The sequence below is a fragment of the Vibrio tritonius genome (genome assembly GCF_001547935.1).
In the GTDB taxonomy this organism is placed as follows: domain Bacteria; phylum Pseudomonadota; class Gammaproteobacteria; order Enterobacterales; family Vibrionaceae; genus Vibrio; species Vibrio tritonius.
In genome coordinates, this window is the sequence record NZ_AP014636.1 from 87,701 (window position 1) to 112,162 (window position 24,462).

The window sequence follows — 24,462 nt, forward strand, 5'->3', positions numbered from 1 at the left end:
GGATTTGGTCTATATATTAGTAATATACCCAAGTAACCTCAAGATGCGGTTTCAGCGAGAATGTATTCGCTCTTAGGCAAGGCACTGATTTGAATACATAGTTATTCTACGTAGAAAATCAGTAACGCAGCATAGGAGCGAATACAACTCGCCCCTTGGGAGCTCATCAACAAGCCCATTTCCGCGCCCAATTACGTTGAAAGGGAATAACCATTCCTTCCGTAATTGAGCTTGACCTGTGCTCGTTGATGAAGCTCTGAAGTCTGCATCTTGAGGTCATTTGGGTATATACGCTCAATGCCTTGGTTGTTTGTGCGAGTATTGCGGTATTTCATTCCGCTTAAAGTCATGTAAGGGCCAACAACCTGAGTGAGTTGAGTGTATGCGTTTAAGAAGGGACTCTTTCTGAAGTTCTGTCATTTAACAATGAAGAGATCGATAACGTGTTTGAATCTTTTTTCCCCAAACCTAAGTGGTTCTTCCTTTCTTTTATTTTATGGGCCTTAGTGTGTGTAGTCTCTTGGTATCTACTTATTCAGGGCATCGGCCCTAAGCTGAGTTTAGGTAGCTGGTTTGGCTTTGGTTTTCCTCAACCATTCAAAGAGGGAGCTTCGCCAGCGATTCAAGCCGCATTTGCCGCCCAGCAAGATAAAGCATTGGATGCGTGGTTGTATCAGTACATGGCTGTCTGTTATGCCTTGTTCTTAGCGGTCTGGATGAAAATCAGTACCAATAAATGGGCTAAATGGTCGGTATTGGGTTCGGCCTTAATTGTATTTATCACTTGGTTCCAAGTGGAAGTGAGTGTGATTTTGAACGAATGGTACGGCGAATTTTATAACTTAATCCAAGATGCGCTCGCAAAGCCCAATACCGTAACACTCACGAAGTTTTACAGTGAACTGATGACAGTTGGCACCATTTTAATGATTGCGATTACTGTCGCGGTGTGTAACGCGTTTTTTGTCAGTCACTACGTGTTCCGTTGGCGTATGGCGATGACCGAATACTACACAGCAAAATGGCAGCATGTGCGCCATATCGAGGGGGCATCCCAGCGTATTCAGGAAGACACAATGCGCTTTGCTTCGATAATGGAAAGTCTTGGTGTGAGTTTCCTCAATTCGGTTATGACTCTTATCGCGTTCTTGCCGATTTTATGGACTCTATCAAGTTACGTAAAAGAGCTGCCTATCATTGGACCTGTATCACAAGGATTGGTTTTTGTAGCGATTCTGTGGTCGATTTTTGGCACCTTGTTACTTGCTTTTGCGGGGATAAAACTACCCGGATTAGAGTTTAAAAATCAGAAAGTTGAAGCCGCATATCGTAAGGAGTTGGTGTTTGGGGAAGATAACGAAAACCGAGCGCAGCCGGCAACATTGAATGACCTATTTGAACATGTACGGAAAAACTACTTCCGTCTGTATTTGCATTATGTCTATTTTAATGTGGTACGTTACGGCTATTTGCAGTTTGGTACCTTTATCCCGTTGATTGTGTTAGCACCTTCGATTGTGGGTGGGGTGTTTACTCTGGGCATTATGCAGCGCATCTTAAACGCTTTTGGCAAGGTAGAAGATTCTTTCCAATACCTAGTGAATTCATGGACAACCATTGTAGAGTTGTTATCCATTCATAAACGTTTGAAAGCTTTTGAAGCGACCATTAGGCATCAAGAATTAGATGCCGTTGAGTCTGAAGAGATTGCATAATTTGCTGTCCTGATTTTATAAAAACAAAAGGCGCCCAAGTTTCCAAGGGCGCCTTTTTTGTAAACTCGTCGTCTTTAAAACAGTAGGTTAGCAACCAACACAATCACTGGTAATGTGATCAAGGTGCGAATGATGAAGATAAAGAACAGTTCAAAAATGTTGACTGGAATCTTGCTACCAAGCATTAGTGCGCCGACTTCCGACATGTAAATCAACTGAGTAACAGACATTGCCGCGACGATAAAGCGAGTCATTTCACTGTGAATTGAAGTCGCTAGAATCGCAGGAATAAACATATCAGCAAAACCTACCACGATTGTACGAGATGCCTCGACCGCTTCTGGCACGCCTAGCAGCTTCAAATAAGGAATGAAAGGCTGACCGAGTAGAGAAAATACCGAAGTGTGCTCTGCTATCATCAATGCTGCCGTACCCAAGCCCATAACGACTGGTAGCACACCAAACACCATATCAATAACGTTACGTACGCCTTCTGCAAAAATGGATTTGAGTGATTTGGTTTGTGCCGCTTTATTTAGAGCAAGTTTTAGGCCCCAAGAAAAAGCCGTTTCGCCTTGTGGAATTGCATCCGCATCAGGGCGTGGCTTTGAGCCGTCGATGTAGATGTCTTTTTTCCAGCACAAAGGTGGTAAACGTGGAATGATAACCGCCGCAACCACACCCGCGAGACAAATTGCGCCATAGAAAGGCAAGAACATTTGCTCAAGCCCAACTTGTGCGATAACAACAAGACTGAATGTGATCGATACTGCTGAAAAAGTGGTTGCCACAACCGCTGCTTCACGTTGAGTGTAGAAACGTTCTTCGTATTGTTTACTAGTGAGCAAAATCCCCACGCTGCCATCGCCAAGCCAAGAAGCCATACAGTCAATGGCGCTGCGACCCGGAAGATTGAACACTGGTCGCATGATTTTACTTAACAAGCTACCAAACAGTTCCAGTAAACCGAAGTTGAGCAGTAGTGGTAAAAGTAGGCCAGCAAAGACGAATACGGAGAATAGAGTAGGTAGTAAGTCTCCTAAGACTAGTCCGCCAGTGTTCTCTTCCCAAACCATATTGGGGCCAACATTGTAATGGGTCATAACAATTGCAACGCCGCCAAACAGACGCACAATAAGCCAAATCCATGAAGGGTTGAATAAACCATTCAAAAATGGCTTTTTAGTAATCGCTTTCGGTTGGAAAAGTTTAACTAGCAGGGATGCGACTGCCATGAAGGCTACGATACCAGTAATCATTGGTACAAGGGCATCGCCGAGTAAGGCTTTAAGAGATTTAGCCAATACGGCTACCGGAATGGTATACGAACCTTGGTAGTGTATTGGTGCCATAAACAAAAGAATCCCAATAATAGACGGGATTAAAAAGCGCCATACGGTAGCTGAAGTATGAGTTTGCTCCGTATTTGTTAGAGCTTGGGCGTTATCTTGCATCGTTTATCTCATGTGACTATTGTATTTTCCCTCCATGGAATATTCATTCACTTAATGTCCGTATTTAATCGGAACGCAAGGATAGCTACTTTTATATTAGGATGCAATACTATTCACCATACAACCTTAACTATTCAAATTAATTGTCTTTAAAATGATAAAAGTAAAGGATATGTATTTTATTACACTTTGCTAACAGAACGTGTTTTTATGCAATCGATTACTTTATTTAGCTACTGGCTGGAGTAAAAAGTACTGAGGTATTTCATAAAGATGAGTTCGGTCTAGTCGATAAAACCGAACTCAGAGAAGTGGTGTTGCGATTGTTTTTTTAACGTATTAATAACAATCAATCGGACGCAATATCACGACAGGCGAAGCTTAATGCAGAGTCAAATTGAGCAAAATAATGCTCTTCTCCAATCAATGCCACAATACCAGCACGATGCAGTTTGTGGTCTACGCGGTTATTCGCTCCAGAAATGCATACCTCAACCCCTTTTTTATGAAAACTACGAATAATGTCTTCCAGTGATTGCAGGCCAGTAATATCCATAAAGGGCACCCATTTGAGGCGAATGATCAGAATCTTTGGTGACTCTTGAATCGAGTTCATCACACGTTCGAATGTTTCTGCTGCGCCAAAGAAGAATGGGCCTTCGAGAGCGTATACGGCCACTTCTCGCGGTAGATGAGTATGGCCATTTTTCGCAAGTACGTGAGACACTTCTTCAGAGGCATCCACTTTCACTTCAACACTGGTCGCCATGCGACGCACAAATTGCAAAATCGCGATGATTACGCCGATATTAACGGCGACCACTAAGTCTGCAAATACCGTTAATAGGAAGGTGGTCAGCAAAATCACAACGTCAGCATGTGGGGCTCGACGAACCAGTTTTACGAAATGGCGCGCTTCGCTCATGTTCCACGCCACAACAAATAAGATAGCGCTCAATGTGGCTAGCGGAATATTGACCGCAAGAGGAGCGAGCACTAATAGAATCACCACTAAGGTTATTGAGTGCACTACGCCTGAAATAGGACTGTTCCCCCCATTACGGATGTTGGTTGCGGTGCGCGCAATGGCACCCGTTGCAGCAATACCACCAAACAGTGGCGTGACCATGTTGGCGAGCCCTTGACCAATCAGTTCTTGGTTAGAATCGTGTCTGGTGCCTGCCATTCCATCTGCTACTACAGCTGAAAGCAGTGATTCAATCGCACCAAGCATGGCAATAGCGAAAGCTGGGCCGATAAGCGCAATCATGTCAGAGAAAGTGACATGCGGTACGCTGAATTCCGGTAGTCCTTCTGGAATGCCACCAAATGCAGACCCGATGGTTCTGACACCATCAAACTGCATCACGTATTGTAGTGACGTTACCACCACTAATGCGAGTAGTGGACCTGGTACTTTTTTCAGCCCGGGCACTTTAGGCCCCATCAACACCAAAAATAGCGACAGTGCCGCCAGCAGAGTGGTGGTGAGGTGCAACTGTGGAAAGACTTGGATAAGGGCCAATAATTTCTGGTGGAAATGTTCACCGGTAATGGCTGGTAAGCCAAAGAAGTCGCGCCATTGACCAACCCAGATGATCACCCCGATACCGCTGGTAAAACCAATAATGACAGGGTCTGGGATAAAGCGAATGATGGTACCTAACTTAGTGATACCCAATAGTAGCAGGATGACTCCAGCCATCATGGTGGCAATTTGTAATCCTGTGATGCCGTACTGACCCACAATTCCAGCAAGGATGACGATGAAAGCACCCGTAGGCCCTGCGATTTGGATGCGAGAGCCGCCAAACAGAGAAACGATGATACCGGCAAAAATGGAGGTATAAATGCCCTGTTCGGGTTTCACACCAGAGGCAATAGCGAACGCCATGGCCAGAGGGAGGGCAACCACACCAACAATCACACCTGAGCTGAGGTTTATCAGCCAATTAGAGCGTTTTAGTAGCCCGGCACGGTATGATTCATAAATGGCAAGCATAGTTGATTACCTTATTCATAAAAGAAGGAGAGAAAACGCGGATTCTACGCTCATTCCCCCCTCTGTAAAGTGGGATGTAACCCGCTGGTAAGATCTGTTGATGTTAATCAAAATAGTGGACAAGAGGTTAGTGTTCACTAGCTTTAAATCAACTTACTCATGATGAATATTGTTTGTGTTCGAAAGCCGTTGTATGCGAGCTGGCTCAGTAGCTATGCTTCAAGGTTGAGAAAAAATAGCGCCGATTCATAGAGAAATTCACCACGAGGCACTTCAATATTGTGCATATGGATGAAATTACTTATGATTAAGTTGGTTGGATATTTTCTATACAGAAACGGAGTTTGTCATGATCAACAAGCGCTTTTTTAAAACTAAAGATGAAGTTGAAGTCACTTTCGAAGTAGAAGCACCAGAGACCACCTCTCATGTCGATATCGTCGCTGATTTTCTTGATTGGCAGCCAGAGCCAATGAAAAAAAGAGGCAAGACTCAGGTTTTTAAATTTAAAACCCGTCTCCCTAAGGGTGCCGAGTTTCAGTTCCGTTACTTGGTCGATGAAATTGAATGGGTGAATGACCCTAAAGCGGATAGTTACATCCCTAACGGTTATGGCCAAGATAACTGTTTAGTATCGACTCACGAATAGGCGCTTAGATTCATTTAGCGTTTTACTTATATTTCAATGTTATCAGTGCGTTTAACTCGATAAACCGCAGTGATATTATGCTCATATATATCCAGCGATATTGACAAAAAAGGCACTTATTGTGCCTTTTTTGGGTATTTGGTGACAGGAGCTAGGTGACTTTTTTTTGAGAAACCCGTACTCTTGTCGCAGTTTTATATTGAATACACGGGTCGGATAGTGCAAACAAAATCTCTAATGCTCCGATTTGCTGAACTTTCTAAACCGAAGAAAGCATCAGTTATCGGCTTTCCATTGCTTGGATTGGCAATTTTATCTTCCGCTCTTAATAATAATGGATTGCACAAAAGCGTTCAGATAACCATTCCTGAAAATCAGATTGTTGAATCCATTCTCACGAACAACGCTGAAGTAAAACATGATATTCCAGCGTTTGAGTATGAGATCAAAGAAGGTGATAACCTAAGCACCATCTTCACGCATCTTGGTTTTAGCTATCAAGAGCTGATGAAAATCATGGAAACGGATTTAAACTATTTGGCGCTGGACACCTTGCAGCCTGGTAACACTTTACGTTTTTGGCGAGCAGACGATGGTCAATCCTTGCAAAAAATGGAGCTGGTGTTTGGTATCGCGCACAAGGCAGTGTATAGCCTCAATAGTGATGGCGGCTATGATTTCGATGATATCAAGATCCCTGGCACCTGGCAGGAACGTCCTTTATTGGGTGAAATTCAAGGCAGCTTTTCTCAATCAGCTTATAAACTGGGTTTGAATAGTTCAGAGATTGAGCAGATCGTGAGCTTGCTTAAAGACAAGCTGAATTTTGCGCGAGATTTACGCGCTGGTGATCGTTTTGAAGTGGTGCAATCTCGTCAATTTGTCGATGAGCAACTGACTGGCGATCGTGAAATAGAAGCGATTAAAATTTTCACCCATCAAGGCATGATTGCTGCTTATCTAAACAAAGACGGTCAATATTATGATGGTCGTGGTGAGAGCTTACAAAAAGCGTTTCGCCGCTTTCCTACCACAAAGCATTTTCGTATTTCCTCGCCGTTTAACCCGCATCGAGTTCACCCTGTTACTGGGCGCTTAATGCCGCACAACGGAACAGACTTTGCTGCTCCTGTAGGTACCCCAGTGCTTTCTACGGGGGATGGTGTCGTGATCTTGACCCGTAAACACCCGTACGCCGGGAATTATGTAGTGATAAAGCACGATAACACCTATACCACTCGTTATTTGCACCTCAGCAAAATCTTAGTGCGTAGAGGTCAGCATGTGAAGCGTGGCGAAAAAATAGCGTTGTCAGGCTCAACGGGTCGAGTGACTGGCCCTCACCTGCATTACGAATTAATCGTACGTGGTCATCCAGTTAACGCAATGACAGCGAAAATTCCTATGGCGCGTTCGGTGCCTAAAGGCGATATGAAACAGTTTAAGAAGCGCCGTGATGAGCTGGATAAAATGTTGGGAGATCAAGAGCAACTGCTTGCTGCCAATGAGAAGAACAAAGCGAACGCTAGCTAAAACAAAACCCACCTTTCGGTGGGTTTTTCTATTCTGTTTTATCGACTGCGGGATAAGGCTCGTCATAAAACGGTAACTTATTTGGCATGTCTTGCGGTTTGAGTGGTCGTGAGAAATAAAAGCCTTGAATTTGCTGGCAACCCATTTGATAGAGCTTGTCCAGCGCTTGTTTGGTTTCAACACCTTCGGCTATTAAATCCACATCCAACTGTTTGGCTAATTGAATAATCAGAGAAATAACACGTTCTGAGGTTTGATTAGTGAGCATGTTACGTACGAAAGTTGCGTCAATTTTAATACAATCGATTGGGTAACTATGGATGTAGTTAAGGCTGGAATAACCTGTACCGAAATCGTCCAGTGCAATCGTAAAACCGAGCCGTCGCAACGTATCTAATCGATAGACAATATCGGTGGTTGGCGACAGAAGTACCGATTCTGTAAGCTCGATAGTAAATGAACTCGGGCTGAATTGATAACGAGCTAAAGTGGTCGTTAAAAATTCTATGTAATTGGGTGTGTGCGAAAGTTGCTCTGCTGAGCAGTTAATCCCTAGTTTTACGGGATAGCCTAACGAAGTCTCTAACTCTTTCTTGGCTAAGCAGGCCAGTTCAATGATTTTTTCGCCTAGCTGGATGATCAAACCTGATTGCTCTGCGGCTTCGATAAACTCCAACGGACTGACTTCTCCTAAAAGAGGTTGGTGCCAACGAGCTAATACTTCAAAATAGTTCCAGTGGTGCTCATCCTTTGTCACGATAGGTTGAACAACGACATACAGTTCTTGCGTTTGTTCTAGGGGCTTATTGATTTCTTCTTTAAGTAATTCAATAAGCTGTGTACGACGCATGTATTGCTGGTTGAGATGAGAATCAAACCAGCGAATGACCTCCCCTCGATGAGTTTTGCTATCGTTAAGCGCAATGCTGGCGTTGGCAATGAGCTGTTCTGCGCTGTGTACTTTGTGGGTATAGCTTGCTAACCCCATGCGAGCGCTCAGCGAAATTTTGTGGGGCCCAACATGAAAGCCACGCTCCAATGTATCATGCAGCTCATAGCAGAGCATTGATGGATCATCGTCGGTAAGGATAAACGCAAATTCATCGCCAGATAACCGAAAGCGCTCGTGCTCATTTGGCACTATTTGGCATATTTCTTGTGCTATATGTCGGAGTACTTTATCGCCAACATAATGACCATGTAAGTCATTGATTTCTTGAAAATGGTCAATATCGAGAACCACTAGGATAAAATTGGCTGACTTTGATTCAATGAGTCTCTCCAGCTTGTCTTCCATGTAATTACGATTCATCAAATTAGTTAAATTGTCATGAGAGACTTCATGGCTGAGTTGGTATATCAATGAATCGGTGCGGTCGAGAAGGCGTTGATGCTCAAGACTATGCGAGATAAAAAAGGAAATGACACGATGAAAGTCTAATCTTTCGTTATCAAGCTCTACGTGGGAAGAAAACACCGAAACAAGGGCACCAATAATGTCTCTTGTGGAAGAGCGTAACGGAATAATTAAATAATTGACTGGTGTGTTATCCGTTGTGACTTGAAGTTCCGTATTGGTTCCCCAAAAATAGTCACTGTAGGGTTGAGACAAGGCAACGCTTACCAGCGAGTCGGCCAGAGGGTGGGCATAAAGCGATTCTGCCAATAGGTGATTCTGTGCTAAAGCTAATGAGTGCCCCATTACGCCGAGCCTATCAAACTCGACAAGCTCACTGTAGAGACTGTCACATGCTTTATGGAGTGTGAGTGTTGCTTGCTCTAATATCGATTTACCACGGCACTCAGTAAGAGCGCTTAGCGTTTCGACGTTGATTAAGGGAGTATTTTTCGGTGTTGTTATCATAGCGGTTCTATCTACCTTAACCGACTTTCCTAGAATTAGATTGAGCTGAGGGCTATCCCAACACTGACGGACGCTTTAAATAGGCGCTTAATTACTATGAAACAATGTGTGGTTATTTTCCACTCAATAGCCGGGGCGAGAAAATGTGATACTGGACAAAAACAATGAATTTCAGATTGATAGGTGAGGTGAAGAATATGGACCAATTTGCTTACATGTGACATTGATCCTATATTCTTTCGCTGCGTTACTTGTTCGTGGAATCATCATGAGAGAGCTGCTCTCGCAGATAATCAAGAAACAAACGAGTCCTAGTGTGTTGATAGTCGAGTTTAGGATAATAAGCGTAGACGGTCGCTTGATCTAAGGTGACATCCGGTAGAATACGGACCAGATTTCCCTGACGAATTTCATCTTTTAGCATCACGTCATTGGTGACGATAATGCCCAAACCGCTTTTCCCAGCATAATAGAGCGCTTCTGGGTTGGTTGTCGCAAAGTTCCCACTAAGAACAATGCGTTTCCCTCGGCCTGCTTTCACTTCAGTGTGTGGGCGCTCTCCCCAGCACAACACATTATGCTGCGTGAGTTCTTCTAATGTTTTTGGGGTGCCATGTTCTTCAAGGTAGAGAGGTGAAGCATAAAATCCCGCCTTATGAACAAATAGTGGTGTGGTTTTAAAACTCAACGAATTAAGTTGCTCAATCTCTCGACTGATAAAGAGATCCAAATGCAGCTCCGGCAATTGGCCAGGGGTAGTGGTGATGAGTTGAATTCGAATATCAGGATAACGTTTTAAAAAACCATCTAAATATTGCATCAGAAATTTTGAACCCACTGCGAGCGTTGCGCCGATTTTTAATAAACCTGCGGGGTTAAGGTTAACAGATCTGGTTTCGTCGAGTACGGATTGCCAGCTTTCTATTTGTGCTTTCGCTCGTTCATAAAAAAGGACGCCGGCTTCTGTTTGCGTGACAGAGCGGGTGGTACGTTTTAGCAACTGCACGCCAATCCGTTCTTCAAGCCAATGGATACGCTTACTCACAGCGGAGCTGGTGGTATTAAGCTTGCGAGCTGCACCGTTAAAGCTACCCTCTTCAACAACACGAATGTAGGTGTGGGCACTTTGAAGCCAATCCATTTTTTCTCCTTCTTAGAATCATTCCCTATGGGAACTAATTCATTTCCAAAATCAGTGATTATCAAAATTCGAGCTCCAATATACTATACCAGTCTCGCAACGCCTATTGCTAAACATGCGCCAGTTATTTCCTTGGTCTGGTACTACTTTTCTTTTCTGTTAAGAGCGCACATGAACTTATTGAGCACTGATCGCTTTCGTAAAACCCCTCTTCTTTTAGCAATGATGATCATTGCAACAGGTCAGGTTGGGGTGAGTATCTATTTGCCATCACTTCCATTGATCAGCCAAGATTTGCTCGTAGGTCAGGCTCGTGTTCAGATGTTAGTGACTCTATTTCTTATTGGATTTGGCGGATCTCAGCTATTTTACGGTGCATTATCGGATGCAATAGGCCGCCGCCCAGTATTCTTGTTGGGGCAGGGAATTTATCTACTCGGAACCGTTATTTGTGTGGTTTTGGCAGACCAATTTTCGACACTTGAATTTGGCCGGCTTTTACAAGGTCTTGGGGCGGGCAGTGCTTCGGTATTAGGGCGCAGTGTTCTCCGCGATTGTTACGATGGCCCTTATTTAACGAAAGCACTTTCTTACATGTCGGTAACCGCTTCTATTATGCCGATTGTTGCTCCGGTTCTTGGTGGATGGCTTGCGTATCAACTCAGTTGGCATGCGGTGTTTGTTTTTGTTTTATGCTATATCAGTGCGATTTTCGCCTTGGGGATGTTTATTCTTCCTGAGACGTTACCTTATGAGAAGCACCGTTTTGAGCCAATCACCGTGGTGAAAAACTACGTAAGTTTACTGACCAATGTGCAAGTGATCAGCAGCGCCAGTTACAACTGGATTAGCTACTTAGCTGCGATGGTCACTTTGTCTGTTTTACCCTTCTTAATGCAAATTCAGCTCGGTATGACTGCAGCGGATTACGGCACCTTGATGATTGTTCCTTCGTTGGGTTTGCTAAGCGGGAGTATTGCAGTAAATGTTTTGCATCGTTATTACGGTATTAAACCTATCTTCTGTTTGTCTATTGGGCTGATATTTGCCTCGGCTGCGGTACTATTGCTGGTGCCTTTTTCAGTGGTTGGATTAATTATCGCATTTACGGTGCTGTCTTTTGCCCAAGGCATCTCCTTTCCAATGGCAACAACCATGTTGCTTTCACCACACAAAAAACAAGCAGGCGCAGTGGCCGCTCTGTCTGGCTCGGTACAAATGTGCTTAGCGGGGATATTTGGTGGTTACGTGGTTGAGCATTGGGTCACTAGCCAGCATTCCCTAGGTGTTTTCTATTTGCTGGTTGCTATTGCTACTGGAACTATTTTTGTCACTACCTTCCGTTACCAAAATGTCGCGGCACCGGCGCATGCCGCTTCTTAGCTGTTGCCTATAATAAGTCTCCTTGTGTCGATATTCGTATCCTTGAACGACCATAGCAAGCTCAATCAATTTCAGGGTATAATCCGCGGCGAACTGACTGAGGAACTTTCATGCAAGCAAATGAGTTTGAAGCTTTAGTAAAAAGCTTATGTGAACTAGGGGCGCTCCCTAAAGCACTTGAACAACTGAAACTGAATGAAGATGTGGAGGTCGCACAAGCGGCTCAATCTCTCGCTGGCCAGTTTGTCCTAGCGGAAGTAGAGAACGAGCAGCGTATTTACCACATGACCGTGGAAGCGGATGAACAAGGCGTTGAGCAAGAGTATCTCGAACACGTAATGAACGAAGGCGACGATGTCATCAAGTTTGTTGCTTGGTTCTTTGAGTCATTTTTCGAGATGAAACAGAAAGACGTTTACCAAGCCGCGGGTAAAACATACAAACAACCTAAACGCAGCTAATTCGTAACATTACGAAAAATAAATGTGACCCAAGTCTTGTTTTTGGCTATTTTGGTGCTAAGATCACATTGTTTGGTTATTAATTAACAACAATGTGAGGAGTGCCAAATGGATAACAACATGGGTTCATCTTTATTAGGGCTCGCTTTAGCCAAAGAAATGGTTCACCCAATCGAACAGGCACAGCGCCCTGCAAAAATGTCTGTGCTTGCCATGCTTTGGAATGCGTTGACTCGCTAAGCTATTAAAAAATAGGGCCTTGAGTTTTCAAGGCCCTATTTTTATCTCACTTCATCGTGAGCTTATACGGTTTTTACTGCAAGTTGTGCCTGTTTATTTTCCCATTGAGTAATAAACGCAACCGATAGGACAATAATGGCAGCGCCTAACCACAAGCGACCAGGTGGTACCCAGCCAAAAACAACCCATCCCGCAATGACGTTCATTGGTAGTTTAGCGTGGTCAAACGGCTGAACGAATGAGGCGTCGGCAATAGAATAGGCTTTCACAATCGCCCATTGTGCTAAGGCCGTCAACACTCCTGCCGCAATCAAAATCAACCATAATGAACTATCGGTTGGTGTTTGCCATTCTGGAATCGCCAGTACTAAATTAAATGGGGTCATCAGTACTAAAAGGTAAATCACCATAGTGGATGGTGAATCATCATTGGATAGCTTTTTCACCATCAGTGAATAACACGCCCAGAAGAACGCCGCTCCAACGGGAAGTAGGGATGCCCATGAAAAGGTATCGGACCAAGGTTGCAGAATAATCATCGCACCAATAAAGCCACTTAACGTCGCTCCCCAGCGGGCCATGCTCACTTTTTCTTTAAGAAGCAGCCCTGAACCTATGGTCGCGAACAGAGGTGAGGTCATTAGTAGTGCAATGCCTTGCCAAATCGGCACAGGATAGGCTAATGCCCACAACCAAAGCTGGATACCTATCACGGCCAAAAAGACGCGGAAAACATGTAAGCTAAAGTGAGAGGTGCGCAGCGATTGTTTAAATCCTAAAGAACGCAAATAAGGAATCATCACAATGATGGCAATGCCATATTGAATCAGTGCAACAGTGGTTGAAGGCAGTCCAAAGCGGATACTTGCTATTTGTGTGACGCTGTTGACCACAGAAAACGCAAGCCCAGCGGTTAACATCCAGGCTGCCCCATGGATGGGTTGATGGGAGTTTTGCATAACATTTGCTCAGAATAAGAAACTGATTAAATATTACTCTGCTTCGTTTCTTGCGCCAACTGGCTTTTGTCTGTCAAGTCATTCGAATAAATTGAATATACCCAAGTAACCTCAAGATGCTGTTTCAGCGAGAATGTATTCGCTTATAGGTAAGGCACCGATTTGAATACCTAGTTATTCTACGTAGAAAATCGGTATATAACCTGTTCTTGCTGATGAAACTCTAAATTGTGCACTTTGAGGTCATTAGGTTTATTTGCAAAAAAAAACCTCCCACATGGGAGGTTAAAAACATGAAGTGACCAGTGATTTCTGCCTTATCACTGAAAAGAAGCACAAACGCTGCCTGCATTTGTAGTTTTACTAAAGCAGTAAGTGTGCCAACTATTATTTATAAATAAAAACAGATACTTATAGTGTTTTGTTACTATAGCAGTGGGCGAGATAATGCTTTGTGATGGGGCGCGATTGGCGTAAATTGGTGCAACAGAAATAAAAATGGCCTGATAGCAGTCAGGCCATAAGAAAAGGACATATTAGGACAGTTGGTACTTAGAAGGCGTATTTTAGACCAACGCGGTAAGTATCATCAGCGTTATCAACTTGGTTCAATTTAAGAGCAAGGTAAGTTGATAGGTTAGAGTTAAAGCTGTAGTAACCGCCTAGCTCAACGAAGTCTTCGTTATCGATATCAGATGCACCGTCTGGCTTGTCAGTATCTTTACCGTAGATAGCTTGAACTTTAGTTTGGTCGTTGATTTTGTAAGAGGCTGCGATTTCAATCACGTCGAAGTCTTGGTCGTCAGTGGCAGTATCACCAGTAGAGTAAGTAGCACCAAGGTATAGAGCGTCGATTGAGTAACCCAAACCTAGCAAGAATTGATTTGCTTTTTGGTTACCAGTAGTACCTTCTGCGTCTTCTTGTTCACCAGTGTAGGCTGCACCAAGTTTTAGACCCATTGGCAGTTTGTACACAGCAGAGATGCCGTAACCATCAGCGTTATCGCGGTCGCTAGATAGTACTTGGTAAGTTGCTTGTACGTTAAGTTCATCAGTGATTTGGCCACGGTAAGCAATCACGTTTTCTTCGTGGTCGCTAGACGCAGAAAGTTTTTTCTGGATACCAGTAAATTCACCGATATCAGAGAATTTTGATACTTGAACAGAGGCAGTATCTTGTGAGCCAAAAGAAAGTGCGTGACCGTCGAAATCAAGGCCAGCAAACATGTAACGTTGAGTGAATGTAGAGCCAGCAGAGCCATCTTTTTGTTCGTTTTCGTAACGAGCAAAGCCGCTCAAACCTTCAGAGATTTCGCTTCTACCTTCGATATTTAAACGAGCACGAGTGTTATCCACCATAGTGCCTTCGATTTCAGTGCCGTCAGTTTTAGCATTGAAGTCACCACGGAATTCAACACGACCGCCAACTTTAAGTTGAGTACCATCTGCATCGTACACAGTTGCTGCTAGAGTTGAGCCGGACACTAGTGCGGCGAAGATAGCGCTTGCGAGAACTGCCTTTTTCATTTTATTACCTTATTTATTAGTAGATGAGCATCAATGCTCTAACGTTTTGGTAGGCTCAAAATTAGTAGGATTAAATGACGGTTTCATGACTCGTTCTTGACGTTTCTATGTTGTTTTTATGGCTTTTGTGTAAAAAAAGAGCATAGAAAGAAAGAGTTGCAGCAGATAGTGGAAAAGTAGTAGAACCCTATCAATAACCTAACTTATTGATAGGGAAGATTTTTAATCGTGGTGGCTTTAGGCGATAGTGTGCCCGTTGACGGAAAGATGAACATCAATATTGCCACGAGTCGCATTTGAGTAAGGGCATACTTTATGTGCGGTTTGAACCAATTCAATTGCTTGATCTTCAGGCAGATCTAATTGTGCAGCCAGAGTGACCGAGAGTTGGAAGCCACCGTCTTGATTCATCCCAATTCCTACCTCTGCAGTCACAGGGGCAGATTTCAGCGCTATTTTGGCTTCGCGAGCCACATGCAAAACAGCGTTAGAGAAACAGGCGGCATAACCTGCAGCAAATAGCTGTTCTGGGTTAGTCGAATTGCCATTACCACCCATCTCTTTAGGGTAAGCTAAGTTTACAGACAGTAAACCATCATCAGTTGCTACTTGACCATTACGACCTGCAAGCGCAGTTGCTTTTGTTGTGTAAAGAGTTTTCATCTCGGATTCCTTATTTAAGTTGTGCACAATCTAATTGCTGGCAATCTTATATCGATCTTTACCTCGAAAGCAAGTATATTGTGCACAATTTAATTGCGAGTTATCTAACACCATGACCCAGTGCCAAGTATCAGACCATCAGCCAGATAATCACTCCGATGAGTTATTGCTTCTGGAAAATCAGCTTTGTTTCCCGCTTTATAGTGCAGCGAATGCCGTGGTGAGAGCGTATCGTCCATTGCTGGAGCAGTTGGACCTCACCTATGTGCAATATTTGGTGATGATGGTGTTATGGCAGAGTAACGGTATTAGTGTTAAAACCTTAGGGGAGAAGCTCTATCTTGATTCAGGTACCTTGACTCCCTTGTTAAAGCGTTTGGAAAGCAAAGGTCTAGTTGAGCGTCGACGTAGCGAATCAGATGAACGAGTCCGCGAACTGTATCTCACCGAAAAAGGTACTGAACTGCGTAGTAAAGCGCTCTCTGTTCCTAACGAAATGTTGTGTAAATTCAAGCTTGAGGTAGATGAGTTAATTGCGTTAAAGCAGTTGTGTGAAAAAGTGCTGTCTACCTTAGGCCAATGACCTAAATTTCTCTCTGTCACTATGATTTTTAAGATCAATTTTCAGAAATTAATCTTCTAAACTATTGTGAATTGACGCAATAAGTTACACTCGGCATTCAAACTTTGTTCAAGGAAGAGCCTAATTATGAATGCCATTCGATTTGAAGAGCAGTTGATCACTCCATCAAAAATCCTCTGTGTTGGTCGCAATTATGTGGAGCATATTCAAGAGCTTAATAATGCGGTCCCAGAACAAATGGTGGTGTTTCACAAGCCTAACAGTTCGATAAGCAGTACATTAAACGCGGTACACGAAGAAACGTTGCATTATGAAACAGAAATCTGTTTTTTGATTAAAGACGGGCAGTACCACGGAGTCGGTTTGGGTCTTGATTTAACTAAGCGTGAGCTGCAATCTTACTTAAAGGCGAAAGGATTGCCTTGGGAAAGAGCAAAAGCGTTTAATGGCTCTGCTGTGTTTAGTAAGTTTATTCCGTTAGATGAGCTAGAACTGACCTCTTTGCAATTGGAACTCTACATTAATAGCGTACGAATCCAGTGTGGCGGTGTGCCACAAATGATGTACAAACCGAATGCCATCCTTGCCGACCTTGCCTCTTACACCACCTTAGAAGATGGTGATGTCGTGATGACCGGCACACCTAAAGGGGTGGGTGAGGTTCATAAAGGCGATGTCTTTTTAGGACGCTTAAAAGCGGGTGATGAAACACTTATCGAAATTGAATGGGTTGCTGAGTAGGTGCAATTTGAGCTTGATATAAACGTCTGGCTTACATCATATTATCTGTTTTCAATTGACCAGTTTAATCCAAAAAACAAAGTCCCTGTAAGGGACTTTTTTTGTGGAAACGATCAGGCGTTGTTCAACCAGCCTAGATTCACTCGTTCATCGTTATCACCAATGCACTGATTGCTTATTCGGCCATATTGACAAAGTAGCCTCCCTATTGGTTTATGCAAACACCCACAAATTGAGCACCAAAAATACCACCATGCTAATCACTGTGGTGAGTAACACATTCCGGGTTTTCCAGGCGATGAGCGCGGCTAAGATAGCGGCCCAGAGGTAAGGGTTATGCGTATGCAGTTGTAACTGATGATCGTTGGTAAAGACGATTGGTGCCCAAATGGCGGTGAGAACCGCAGGGCTGGAATAGGTGAGTAGGCGCTGCAGTTTTGCACTCATTTTGAGGGGCAATTTAGGTTCGAGAAACATATAACGGCTGATAAAAACCAGTGCAGCCATGGATAAAATGGAGAGAAGCACCATATTATTTTTCTCCTACCCAAGTTTCGCAGAGGTAGCCAGCAATCATTGCTGCAAGGCTTGCGATCATTAAGCTGCCTTGGACTTGATAGGTTTCTAGTGTGACGGCAAGCACCAATGAGACGAGGACACACACCAAAACAGGAAAGGTTTTGGTATTGGGAATCACAATGGCGATGAAGGTCGCCGCAACCGCAAAATCTAAACCGAGTTGATTTAAATTTGGAATATAGTGCCCAGCTAAGATGCCGACCAGTGAGGCGATGTTCCACACAATATAAAAACTTAACCCCGCTCCGAGAGCATACCAGCGATTAAACTGCTCATCTTTTTGCTGTCCACAAATAGCAAACAGTTCATCGGTGAGCAAAAAGCCCAACGACCAGCGCCAACGTTTAGGTAACGAGCTGATTTTACTGCGCATCGATACGCCATAAAGGAAGTGACGAGAAGTAATAAAAAAGGTGGTCAGCAACATGGTGAAAAGACCGACACCGCTTTTGAGCATGCCGATGGCAACCAATTGCGCTGCGCCTGCATAAAGAATGACAGAGAGCATTTGGCTATCAAAAGGGCTTAAACCTGAATCGACCGCGTAAGAACCTGCCAATAACCCCCAAGGAAGTACCGCGATGCTCAGCGGCGAAATCGCAATAGTGCCTTTAATAAACTGTGTAAACGGTGGAGCGTCATTGTCATTTACATCCGGTTGGGAAGTCATAAGCGTCCTTGATTATGTGCATGTTGTTGAGAATAAATGGGGATGAAAGGTGGTGATTTCAATCAGTTATAGCACAGAAGATAAGATATTAGTTTTGAGTAAAACTCGACATGAAACTTGTGTCTTATCCTGTTTTATGTTGATTTTTTAATATAAATTATTGTTGTGTGGAGTTTTATTGGAATTTTGTTTTGATTTGTTGGCTGTATTTGCGATAGGATGCGCCGTTTTTTCTCAATACCAAAGATTATGATCGACTACACCATTCTTCCCATGTATTTGGTTGCGGTACTTGCGCTTTTGTTAGTTCCTGGGCCAGACATGTTATTAATTTTGAGTGCCAGTCTGAGCTTTGGTCGTCGAGTAGGGATATTTGCCAGTTTAGGGAATGCAACGTCAGGTTTAATTTTGACGTGTTTGGCCGCGGTCGGAGTTTCAGCATTAGTGGCAGTAAGCCCCTTAGCATTAGAACTTTTACATGCTATCGGTGGGCTGTATTTATTAAAAATGGGTTGGGATTGCTATCACGCTGATGTCGGTGATGCGCCAACAGTAACCGAACCGAAAGGGTTGGCGAGCCAGTTTTATCGGCGAGCCATGTTGAGTAATTTGCTCAACCCCAAAGCGCTGTTGTTCTTTGTGATGTTTTTGCCACAGTTTGTCTCAGCCCATATCAGCAGTTCTTCCGCACAGCAGATGTTTGCCTTGGGCATCATTTTGAATGTGCTAGGGTTAAGCTTCAATTTGCTGCTGGTGGCGTTGGTGGGCTCACTTGGTAAAGGGCTGTTGCACAATACAACCTTTAGACGCTACCAGTATAAGGTGATGGGGGCGGTTTTCTTTACGTTGGCAATCTGGTTGCTTTCGGGGCTGCTCTAGTTAAACGCCTGCTGTTGGGGTGTAGGAAGAGCGATACGAGTCGTATCGCTCTTAATTGGCTAGTGTTTGGTATAGCTGATCGGCTAGTCGTTTTAATACACCGGGCGCTGGTTTCGTGTGGGCATATGAGCGTAGGCCATAGATACCCATGATAAAAAACTCACCCAATTGCTGACAGTTTTTGTCTGCCGCAATTTCTTCTCTTTGTTGTGCCAGTTCTAATTGAGTTTGTATGCCATTCTTCCAGATTTGAATGATCTGACATACGGCTTGTTCCACTTCATCATCTTGTTGCGAAAACTCACTCAAGGATTTTTGCAGCAAGCAATCTTTGATTTGTTCGCACTCACATTCGCTGATGATGTGTTCTAAATAGCGACGAAAGCCAGCTAAAATGGTCTCTTCTGCTGAGAATATGCTGGTAAATTCATCTTCTCTATCTTTTGCGTATTGCTCTAATGCGGCCATGAGTAAGCCGCGCTTATTTTCAAAAGCACAGTAGAGAGAGCCAGGGTGTAAACCTGTAACACGTTTTAAGTCTTGCATACTGGTTTTGTTATAACCCTTGGCAATGAACTCATTCATCGCCGATTGCAATACTTGTTCTCGATTAAATTCAGCTACTCGCACTGTATACGTTGCTCCTCGATTCTGATGGCGCTCATATTACCTTGATTCACAGGCAGTGACAAAGCGAGATGTGAATCTAATTTGAATGATCATTCAAAAAATATCTTGAACGTTCATTCAATAATAGGTTAGCATGTTTTACATCAACTGAGTTGGGATAAAACATCATGACTAAAGTATTGTTTGAATCTGTGCCGCTTAATGGCACGTTAACGTTAAAAAACCGCATAGTAATGGCACCACTTACTCGCTGCATGGCAGACGATAACTTGGTTCCAACGCAAGCGATGGTTGATTATTATGAGCGTCGTGCGGATGCGGGGTTGATTATTTCTGAAGCCACGATCATTCGTCCTGATGGTCAAGGTTATCCAAATACCCCTGGTTTATTTACCCAAGCGCAAATTGAAGGCTGGAAGAAAGTTACTTCAGCAGTGCACAGCAAAGGCGGCAAAATTTTTGCTCAGTTGTGGCATACCGGGCGCGTGGCTCATCCTGCTTTCTTTGATGGTGAGTATGTCCTTGCACCTTCAGCTATTGCGTTTGATGGTACTGTGCCACGTCGTCGTGATTTGGTTTACACCACACCTAAAGCGGCGACGAGTGAAGAGATCGCTCAATTAGTTAAAGATTATGCTCAAGCTGCGCAAAACGCGATTGATGCAGGTTTTGATGGCGTAGAAATTCACGGTGCAAATGGGTATCTAATCGACCAGTTCTTGCACTTTGATTCGAACCATCGCCAAGATGAGTTTGGTGAAACACCGGATAACATGGCGCGTTTCCCTCTGCAAGTTGTTGATGCTGTGATCGCCCAAATTGGTGGAGACCGCACTGGTTTGCGTTTATCTCCAGGGGGTTATGCTCATATGTCTGCTGACTCACGCGATCGCGCTGTATTTGATTACTTATTTGCTGAGTTAGAGAAACGCTCACTTGCTTATGTTCATGAAGGCATGTTTGATGATTCGATGGAATTCGATTTTCTCGGCGGACGAGTGTCTGAGTACATGCGCAGTCAATACTCTAAAACCTTGATTGGTGTTGGTGGTTACTCAGCTAAAACTGGCGCTGAAGCTATTGAGGCCGGTAAGTTTGATTTGATTGCAATTGGTCGTCCATTTATTGCCAACCCAGATTACGTGGCTCGCGTTGAGCAAGGCGAACCAGTAAAAGAATACGATGCAGCAATGTTAGATGAGCTGATCTAAGGTTGCTGTGCGTAGCGGACTAGCGTCCGAATTATTCGCTTAACCGATTGAGATGACTTATCAAAGAGATTATTGCTGGTCAGTCTCGATAACCTCCACGGCTGAAAAGTATTCGAAATGGTTGAGAGAATAATGCTTCTCTACGTAATAAAAAGCCTCCGCAAGGAGGCTTTTCTTCATTTTTTGCCGGAAAATTGTACCCAAACCCAAGATTAGGTCGCTTAGTTCAAGCTGTGTTGATGCTCTGCGATCAGCATTGCCATTTGTTCTTCAGCTTGCTGTTGAGCTTGCTCAAAACTGAGTTCTGCACCAAATTCACCGACCACTTCGTAGTAACATTTGAGTTTAGGTTCCGTACCTGAAGGTCGAACAATGACTCTCGCACCACCTTCTAAGTGGTAAACTAATACGTCACTGGCTGGCATGGCAATCAGCTCTTTATCACCATTAGCAAAGTGACGCTCACACAATTTGTAGTCTTCTGTGACTTCAACTCTACGTCCTGCGATCTCTTTTGGTGGCTGGTGACGCAGCGTATCACCCACAGGTGGCGATTTTGGATCTAAAGCGATGCTGCGTTGGGCAGTGACATACAAACCATGTTGACGATAGAGATCTTCTAACGCATCCCAAACCGTTTTACCCTGCTGCTTTAACTGAGCTGCCAATTGGGCAAAGGCAACCAGTGCGGTTAATCCGTCTTTATCCCAAACCGTTGTGCCAATGGTGTAGCCCAGCGCTTCTTCATAAGCGAATAGAAACTCATGGTCAGCGGTTTGCTTTTCCATCGCGACATTGGTAAGCCACTTAAAACCGGTTAGGGTTTGGTAGTACTGTGCACCTTTTGCTTGGGCGATTTTGCTTAATAGGCTTGAAGAGACGATGGTATTTCCCACCAACTTGGTTTTTGCATCGCAGTTATTTAGCAAATACTCGCCAAATAGAGACCCCACTTGGTCACCCGTCAGCATTTGATAGGTGCCATCGGTTTTACGCGCTGCTACGGCAAAACGGTCGGCATCTGGGTCATTGGCACAGGCGATATCGGCTTGAGTGTTTTTACCCAATGCCATCACCAAATCCATCGCTCCAGTTTCTTCTGGGTTAGGGAAGTTGACGGTTGGGAAGGTGCCGTCAGGCTCTCTTTGCTTAGCAACGCTATGAACCTGAGTGAACCCTGCATCGGCTAATAGGGTTTCTGCCATGTCAGCGCCCACGCCATGCATTGCTGTGTAAGCAATAACGAGGTCTTTTGGAGCTGAGTGATTGTTCAGTAACGGTTGCTGATGAGTTGCTTGGCGATACGCTTGGTAATACTCATCTTTAAGCCATACCAACAGGCCTTGTTGTTCTGCTTGTTCAAGACCCAGTTGATTGATTGGCTGAGTTGCCGCTACATCAATTGCCGCAGCAATGCCTGCATCATGAGGTGGAATGATTTGCGCCCCATTTTCCCAGTAAACTTTGAAGCCGTTGTATTCAGGTGGGTTGTGACTCGCGGTGACCACAATGGCGGCCGCGGCTGAAAAATGCTTTACACCAAAGGCGACAACTGGCGTTGGCGCAACTTTATAAGTGAGATAAACCTTAATGCCATGGGCTGTTAGTACACTTGCTGCATCTTGAGCAAACTGTTGTGAATCAGGTCGGCCATCGTAGCCAATCACTACACCACGCGTTTTCGCGTTGCTTACTTGTTTAATCAAATAATCCGCTAACCCAGCAGAGGTTTCTTGAATAACTAAGCGGTTCATACGGTTAGGACCACAACCCACTTTACCACGTAAACCAGCGGTACCAAATTGAAGGCGTGTGTTGAAACGATCTTCTAGTTCAGCAGTCATCTGTTCTTCAACGAGATACTGCAATTCTTCACGAGTTTTGGGATCAGGGTCTTTCTGTAGCCACTGAGTGACATAACGCATCATAAGTGTCACCTTGCTTTGTTAAAGGATTGTATCAGTGTATGTGAATTAGATTATCAATAATGCGCGCGCAATCGATAAACGTTTTGTAAGCACACATCTTAAGTTAGGTAAACTTGTGTTGCACCCACAAATTTGGTTTTTGTGTTGAGTGAAAGTCGCATAATTATGTGATCTCAAGTGGGATTATTTCGGCGACTATGGTGTGAAGTTGGCGATACTGGCTTGTGCAAAGCGTTAGGCTCTTTCCGTATAAGTTAAGTTTCTTTGTTTTGTGAAGGTAAAGTAAAAGTATTTAAGATCAATATCTTAATTCGTATTTTGTTAACGATTTCACCAAGCGATAATGGGTGTAAAATAAAATTTACACAATAAGTTTTTTGTAAACAAAGTGCTGTTATTGCGTTTTGTAAAAAATAATGCTTGCGATATTTCGGTTAAGTCGATAACTTACAAGGACAGCAGACAGACTGCATGAAGTGATTCATAACTCATAAGCGAAATTTCGTAGCGCACAACAGGATGAAGTAAGCGATGTACCAGAACGATGATGTAAAAATTAAACAAATTAAAGAATTATTACCTCCAGTAGCGGTATTGGAGAAATACCCAGCTACTGATGTTGCTGCTTCTACTACTTTTCAAGCGCGCGAAGCTATTCACCATATTCTTGAAGGAAAAGATGACCGTCTACTTGTGATCATCGGTCCTTGTTCTATTCACGACACCAAAGCTGCCATTGAGTACGGTAAACGTCTCAAAGGTTTACGTGACGAGTTGGGTGACAAACTTGAAATTGTGATGCGTGTTTACTTTGAAAAACCTCGTACGACCGTAGGTTGGAAAGGCCTAATTAACGACCCGTATCTTAACGATACTTACGAAATTAATGACGGTGTGCGTATTGGTCGTAAGCTTTTGCTTGATTTGACTGATATGGGTATTCCGACGGCAAGCGAATTTTTGGATATGATTACGCCGCAATACCTTGCAGACTTAATTAGTTGGGGTGCGATTGGTGCTCGTACTACTGAATCGCAAGTACACCGTGAATTGGCTTCTGGTTTATCTTGTCCTGTTGGCTTTAAAAATGGTACGGATGGCAACATCAAAATCGCTGCGGATGCAATTCGTTCTGCCGGTTCATCGCACCATTTTCTATCAGTTACCAAGTATGGTCATTCCGCTATTGTACAAACCAATGGTAACCCATACTGCCACATCATCTTGCGTGGTGGTAAAGAGCCAAACTACAGTGCAGAACATGTTTCCCATGTGAAACAGAAACTGGAAGAGATCAACTTACCGCAGAAAGTGATGATCGATTTCAGCCATGCAAATAGTTCTAAACAGTACCAACGCCAAATGGTGGTGGCACAAGACGTTGCCGACCAACTAAAAGCGGGCGAAGATGCTATCTTCGGCGTGATGATTGAATCTCACCTTGTTGAAGGCCGCCAAGATTTGGAAGAAGGCAAAGAGCTGACTTACGGCCAATCGATTACTGATGCCTGTATTGGTTGGGATGATACTGAAAAAGTGCTACGTCAATTAGCAGACGCTGTTGAAGCGCGCCGCAATCGCTAATTTCGTGTAAACCGAATGCCAAGTAAAAGGGCTTAGCCATGTTGTGGCTAAGCCCTTTGTTATTTT

The 24,462-nt window shown here is 43.8% G+C and carries 23 protein-coding genes; 11 read left to right on the plus strand and 12 right to left on the minus strand.

The genetic code is table 11. From position 1 onward, the window contains the following. Nucleotides 1-191 precede the first annotated feature (191 nt). On the minus strand, nucleotides 192-335 hold the full coding sequence (locus tag JCM16456_RS23770) for a hypothetical protein (protein WP_156430565.1): 144 nt from the start codon (nucleotides 333-335) through the stop codon (nucleotides 192-194). A gap of 108 nt (nucleotides 336-443) precedes the next feature. Here JCM16456_RS23770 and sbmA point away from each other — a divergent pair, with 108 nt between their 5' ends. After that, nucleotides 444-1,715, plus strand: coding sequence for a peptide antibiotic transporter SbmA (gene sbmA, locus JCM16456_RS15665; RefSeq protein ID WP_068716238.1), 1,272 nt, complete (start codon nucleotides 444-446; stop codon nucleotides 1,713-1,715). A gap of 74 nt (nucleotides 1,716-1,789) precedes the next feature. Here sbmA and JCM16456_RS15670 read toward each other — a convergent pair whose 3' ends face one another. Both JCM16456_RS15670 and JCM16456_RS15675 read right to left on the minus strand, forming a co-directional pair. Beyond that, nucleotides 1,790-3,169 (minus strand): YjiH family protein, encoded by a 1,380-nt coding sequence (locus JCM16456_RS15670; RefSeq protein ID WP_068716240.1) that lies wholly within the window; start codon nucleotides 3,167-3,169, stop codon nucleotides 1,790-1,792. A gap of 349 nt (nucleotides 3,170-3,518) precedes the next feature. Continuing rightward, the gene (locus JCM16456_RS15675) at nucleotides 3,519-5,171 is read right to left on the minus strand and encodes a SulP family inorganic anion transporter (RefSeq protein WP_068716244.1); all 1,653 of its coding nucleotides are present in this window, start codon (nucleotides 5,169-5,171) and stop codon (nucleotides 3,519-3,521) included. Between the two features lie 349 nt (nucleotides 5,172-5,520). Here JCM16456_RS15675 and JCM16456_RS15680 point away from each other — a divergent pair, with 349 nt between their 5' ends. Continuing rightward, a complete protein-coding gene (locus JCM16456_RS15680; RefSeq protein ID WP_068716246.1) occupies nucleotides 5,521-5,820 on the plus strand; it encodes an isoamylase early set domain-containing protein in 300 nt (99 codons plus the stop codon). A 219-nt stretch (nucleotides 5,821-6,039) separates the two neighbouring features. Further along, entirely contained in the window at nucleotides 6,040-7,353 is a 1,314-nt protein-coding gene (locus tag JCM16456_RS15685; RefSeq protein ID WP_169795771.1) for a peptidoglycan DD-metalloendopeptidase family protein, read from the plus strand. Between the two features lie 28 nt (nucleotides 7,354-7,381). Here JCM16456_RS15685 and JCM16456_RS15690 read toward each other — a convergent pair whose 3' ends face one another. After that, entirely contained in the window at nucleotides 7,382-9,217 is a 1,836-nt protein-coding gene (locus JCM16456_RS15690; protein WP_082712337.1) for a putative bifunctional diguanylate cyclase/phosphodiesterase, read from the minus strand. Between the two features lie 247 nt (nucleotides 9,218-9,464). Beyond that, complete coding sequence (locus tag JCM16456_RS15695; protein WP_068716248.1) at nucleotides 9,465-10,358, minus strand: LysR family transcriptional regulator; 894 nt, start codon at nucleotides 10,356-10,358, stop codon at nucleotides 9,465-9,467. Between the two features lie 171 nt (nucleotides 10,359-10,529). On the opposite strand from JCM16456_RS15695, the gene JCM16456_RS15700 reads away from it, so the two are divergent. The 3 genes from JCM16456_RS15700 to JCM16456_RS24365 all read left to right on the plus strand — a co-directional run bounded on the left by JCM16456_RS15700 (nucleotide 10,530) and on the right by JCM16456_RS24365 (nucleotide 12,442). Beyond that, on the plus strand, nucleotides 10,530-11,741 hold the full coding sequence (locus JCM16456_RS15700; RefSeq protein ID WP_068716250.1) for a multidrug effflux MFS transporter: 1,212 nt from the start codon (nucleotides 10,530-10,532) through the stop codon (nucleotides 11,739-11,741). Between the two features lie 110 nt (nucleotides 11,742-11,851). Beyond that, nucleotides 11,852-12,202, plus strand: coding sequence for a hypothetical protein (locus JCM16456_RS15705; RefSeq protein ID WP_068716252.1), 351 nt, complete (start codon nucleotides 11,852-11,854; stop codon nucleotides 12,200-12,202). Nucleotides 12,203-12,310: 108 nt separating this feature from the next. Continuing rightward, nucleotides 12,311-12,442 carry a hypothetical protein gene (locus tag JCM16456_RS24365; RefSeq protein ID WP_269450984.1) on the plus strand — a complete coding sequence of 44 codons (132 nt, stop codon included), beginning with the start codon at nucleotides 12,311-12,313 and terminating at the stop codon, nucleotides 12,440-12,442. A gap of 62 nt (nucleotides 12,443-12,504) precedes the next feature. Here JCM16456_RS24365 and JCM16456_RS15710 read toward each other — a convergent pair whose 3' ends face one another. The 3 genes from JCM16456_RS15710 to JCM16456_RS15720 form a co-directional block, all read right to left on the minus strand. Continuing rightward, the gene (locus tag JCM16456_RS15710) at nucleotides 12,505-13,401 is read right to left on the minus strand and encodes a DMT family transporter (RefSeq protein WP_068716253.1); all 897 of its coding nucleotides are present in this window, start codon (nucleotides 13,399-13,401) and stop codon (nucleotides 12,505-12,507) included. 552 nt (nucleotides 13,402-13,953) lie between these two features. Then, nucleotides 13,954-14,928, minus strand: coding sequence for a porin (locus tag JCM16456_RS15715; RefSeq protein ID WP_068716256.1), 975 nt, complete (start codon nucleotides 14,926-14,928; stop codon nucleotides 13,954-13,956). 237 nt (nucleotides 14,929-15,165) lie between these two features. Further along, entirely contained in the window at nucleotides 15,166-15,591 is a 426-nt protein-coding gene (locus JCM16456_RS15720; RefSeq protein ID WP_068716258.1) for an organic hydroperoxide resistance protein, read from the minus strand. A 112-nt stretch (nucleotides 15,592-15,703) separates the two neighbouring features. Here JCM16456_RS15720 and JCM16456_RS15725 point away from each other — a divergent pair, with 112 nt between their 5' ends. Together JCM16456_RS15725 and JCM16456_RS15730 are read left to right on the plus strand one after the other, a co-directional pair. Next, nucleotides 15,704-16,174: a MarR family winged helix-turn-helix transcriptional regulator gene (locus tag JCM16456_RS15725; protein ID WP_068716260.1), complete on the plus strand. Its 471-nt coding sequence runs from the start codon at nucleotides 15,704-15,706 to the stop codon at nucleotides 16,172-16,174. A 126-nt stretch (nucleotides 16,175-16,300) separates the two neighbouring features. Then, entirely contained in the window at nucleotides 16,301-16,915 is a 615-nt protein-coding gene (locus tag JCM16456_RS15730) for a fumarylacetoacetate hydrolase family protein (RefSeq protein WP_068716262.1), read from the plus strand. Between the two features lie 213 nt (nucleotides 16,916-17,128). Here the strand turns inward: JCM16456_RS15730 and JCM16456_RS15735 are convergent, their stop codons facing one another. Beyond that, a complete protein-coding gene (locus tag JCM16456_RS15735) occupies nucleotides 17,129-17,446 on the minus strand; it encodes an AzlD domain-containing protein (RefSeq protein WP_068716263.1) in 318 nt (105 codons plus the stop codon). 1 nt (nucleotide 17,447) lies between these two features. Continuing rightward, nucleotides 17,448-18,164, minus strand: a complete 717-nt coding sequence (locus JCM16456_RS15740; protein WP_068716264.1) for an AzlC family ABC transporter permease — start codon at nucleotides 18,162-18,164, stop codon at nucleotides 17,448-17,450. A 249-nt stretch (nucleotides 18,165-18,413) separates the two neighbouring features. Here JCM16456_RS15740 and JCM16456_RS15745 point away from each other — a divergent pair, with 249 nt between their 5' ends. Further along, entirely contained in the window at nucleotides 18,414-19,043 is a 630-nt protein-coding gene (locus JCM16456_RS15745; RefSeq protein ID WP_068716265.1) for a LysE family translocator, read from the plus strand. Between the two features lie 51 nt (nucleotides 19,044-19,094). Here JCM16456_RS15745 and JCM16456_RS15750 read toward each other — a convergent pair whose 3' ends face one another. Further along, nucleotides 19,095-19,673 (minus strand): TetR/AcrR family transcriptional regulator, encoded by a 579-nt coding sequence (locus JCM16456_RS15750; RefSeq protein ID WP_068716267.1) that lies wholly within the window; start codon nucleotides 19,671-19,673, stop codon nucleotides 19,095-19,097. 167 nt (nucleotides 19,674-19,840) lie between these two features. Between JCM16456_RS15750 and JCM16456_RS15755 the strand changes: the two genes are divergently transcribed. Continuing rightward, on the plus strand, nucleotides 19,841-20,884 hold the full coding sequence (locus JCM16456_RS15755; RefSeq protein WP_068716269.1) for an alkene reductase: 1,044 nt from the start codon (nucleotides 19,841-19,843) through the stop codon (nucleotides 20,882-20,884). Between the two features lie 221 nt (nucleotides 20,885-21,105). Here JCM16456_RS15755 and JCM16456_RS15760 read toward each other — a convergent pair whose 3' ends face one another. Continuing rightward, nucleotides 21,106-22,812 carry a phospho-sugar mutase gene (locus tag JCM16456_RS15760; protein WP_068716271.1) on the minus strand — a complete coding sequence of 569 codons (1,707 nt, stop codon included), beginning with the start codon at nucleotides 22,810-22,812 and terminating at the stop codon, nucleotides 21,106-21,108. 531 nt (nucleotides 22,813-23,343) lie between these two features. Between JCM16456_RS15760 and aroG the strand changes: the two genes are divergently transcribed. After that, nucleotides 23,344-24,396: a 3-deoxy-7-phosphoheptulonate synthase AroG gene (gene aroG / locus JCM16456_RS15765; RefSeq protein WP_068716276.1), complete on the plus strand. Its 1,053-nt coding sequence runs from the start codon at nucleotides 23,344-23,346 to the stop codon at nucleotides 24,394-24,396. Nucleotides 24,397-24,462 lie beyond the last annotated feature (66 nt).

What these genes read in the sequence shown, in the direction of transcription:
- JCM16456_RS15715 (WP_068716256.1), bottom strand. Translation starts at nt 14,928, where the DNA reads ATGAAAAAGGCAGTTCTCGCAAGCGCTATCTTCGCCGCACTAGTGTCC.
- JCM16456_RS15710 (WP_068716253.1), bottom strand. Translation starts at nt 13,401, where the DNA reads ATGCAAAACTCCCATCAACCCATCCATGGGGCAGCCTGGATGTTAACC.
- JCM16456_RS15755 (WP_068716269.1), top strand. Translation starts at nt 19,841, where the DNA reads ATGACTAAAGTATTGTTTGAATCTGTGCCGCTTAATGGCACGTTAACG.
- JCM16456_RS24365 (WP_269450984.1), top strand. Translation starts at nt 12,311, where the DNA reads ATGGATAACAACATGGGTTCATCTTTATTAGGGCTCGCTTTAGCCAAA.
- JCM16456_RS15690 (WP_082712337.1), bottom strand. Translation starts at nt 9,217, where the DNA reads ATGATAACAACACCGAAAAATACTCCCTTAATCAACGTCGAAACGCTA.
- JCM16456_RS15740 (WP_068716264.1), bottom strand. Translation starts at nt 18,164, where the DNA reads ATGACTTCCCAACCGGATGTAAATGACAATGACGCTCCACCGTTTACA.
- JCM16456_RS15730 (WP_068716262.1), top strand. Translation starts at nt 16,301, where the DNA reads ATGAATGCCATTCGATTTGAAGAGCAGTTGATCACTCCATCAAAAATC.
- JCM16456_RS15675 (WP_068716244.1), bottom strand. Translation starts at nt 5,171, where the DNA reads ATGCTTGCCATTTATGAATCATACCGTGCCGGGCTACTAAAACGCTCT.
- JCM16456_RS15680 (WP_068716246.1), top strand. Translation starts at nt 5,521, where the DNA reads ATGATCAACAAGCGCTTTTTTAAAACTAAAGATGAAGTTGAAGTCACT.
- JCM16456_RS15695 (WP_068716248.1), bottom strand. Translation starts at nt 10,358, where the DNA reads ATGGATTGGCTTCAAAGTGCCCACACCTACATTCGTGTTGTTGAAGAG.
- JCM16456_RS15700 (WP_068716250.1), top strand. Translation starts at nt 10,530, where the DNA reads ATGAACTTATTGAGCACTGATCGCTTTCGTAAAACCCCTCTTCTTTTA.
- JCM16456_RS15705 (WP_068716252.1), top strand. Translation starts at nt 11,852, where the DNA reads ATGCAAGCAAATGAGTTTGAAGCTTTAGTAAAAAGCTTATGTGAACTA.
- JCM16456_RS15735 (WP_068716263.1), bottom strand. Translation starts at nt 17,446, where the DNA reads ATGGTGCTTCTCTCCATTTTATCCATGGCTGCACTGGTTTTTATCAGC.
- JCM16456_RS15760 (WP_068716271.1), bottom strand. Translation starts at nt 22,812, where the DNA reads ATGATGCGTTATGTCACTCAGTGGCTACAGAAAGACCCTGATCCCAAA.
- JCM16456_RS15725 (WP_068716260.1), top strand. Translation starts at nt 15,704, where the DNA reads ATGACCCAGTGCCAAGTATCAGACCATCAGCCAGATAATCACTCCGAT.
- aroG (WP_068716276.1), top strand. Translation starts at nt 23,344, where the DNA reads ATGTACCAGAACGATGATGTAAAAATTAAACAAATTAAAGAATTATTA.
- JCM16456_RS15745 (WP_068716265.1), top strand. Translation starts at nt 18,414, where the DNA reads ATGATCGACTACACCATTCTTCCCATGTATTTGGTTGCGGTACTTGCG.
- JCM16456_RS15720 (WP_068716258.1), bottom strand. Translation starts at nt 15,591, where the DNA reads ATGAAAACTCTTTACACAACAAAAGCAACTGCGCTTGCAGGTCGTAAT.
- JCM16456_RS23770 (WP_156430565.1), bottom strand. Translation starts at nt 335, where the DNA reads ATGAAATACCGCAATACTCGCACAAACAACCAAGGCATTGAGCGTATA.
- JCM16456_RS15670 (WP_068716240.1), bottom strand. Translation starts at nt 3,169, where the DNA reads ATGCAAGATAACGCCCAAGCTCTAACAAATACGGAGCAAACTCATACT.